1 protein-coding gene is annotated in these 537 nt (G+C 55.9%); it reads right to left on the bottom strand.

Going from position 1 to position 537, the window contains the following annotated elements; genetic code table 11:
• A partial coding sequence (locus JH25_RS29390; protein ID WP_032878520.1) for an immunoglobulin-like domain-containing protein occupies positions 1–537 on the bottom strand: 537 nt, incomplete at both ends.

Genomic DNA, 537 nt, shown 5'->3' with positions numbered 1-537 from the left:
AGTGACAGTCAGCGGGTTGGTGATGTTAGTCACCGGTGCGCCGTTTTTATCCACAAGGCTGGCGGTGTAAACGATGTTGCCGCCTTCGCCGACGGTGGTAGTAGCGGTCAGTACTACATCGACTTTATCGATGGTGTCATTGATCGTGGTGGTCGCACCATTGCCCGCAACTTCCAACTTCTCGAAATTGCCGCCAGAAGCGTCAGTGATCTGGACCGTCTGGGTGCTCTTGTCGATGAACACATCATCGGTAGGTGCAGGCACGGTCACAGTGCCGACGGTATCGCCGGCCTTGATAGTGATCGACGAGCCGTTATCCAACTTCAAAGTGACGTCAGTGCCCGCTTTGTTGGAAAGCGTGGCGGTGTACGTAATTTGACCACCTTCGTTGACAGCACTTGGTGCAGTCAGTGTGACAGTCGTGGTGTTATCGGTACCCGGAGTATCGGTGACGGTGGTGTTTACCGCCGCAGTGCCCGGGACCAGGTTCTCGAAATGCTCGCCACCGGTCACACCCTTGATAGCGGTGGTGACGGT

This window comes from Pseudomonas sp. BRG-100, assembly GCF_000737955.1.
GTDB classification, from domain to species: Bacteria; Pseudomonadota; Gammaproteobacteria; order Pseudomonadales; family Pseudomonadaceae; genus Aquipseudomonas; species Aquipseudomonas synxantha_A.
Note: the sequence above shows the minus strand (reverse complement) of the source record. Positions and strands in the feature narration are given on the sequence as shown.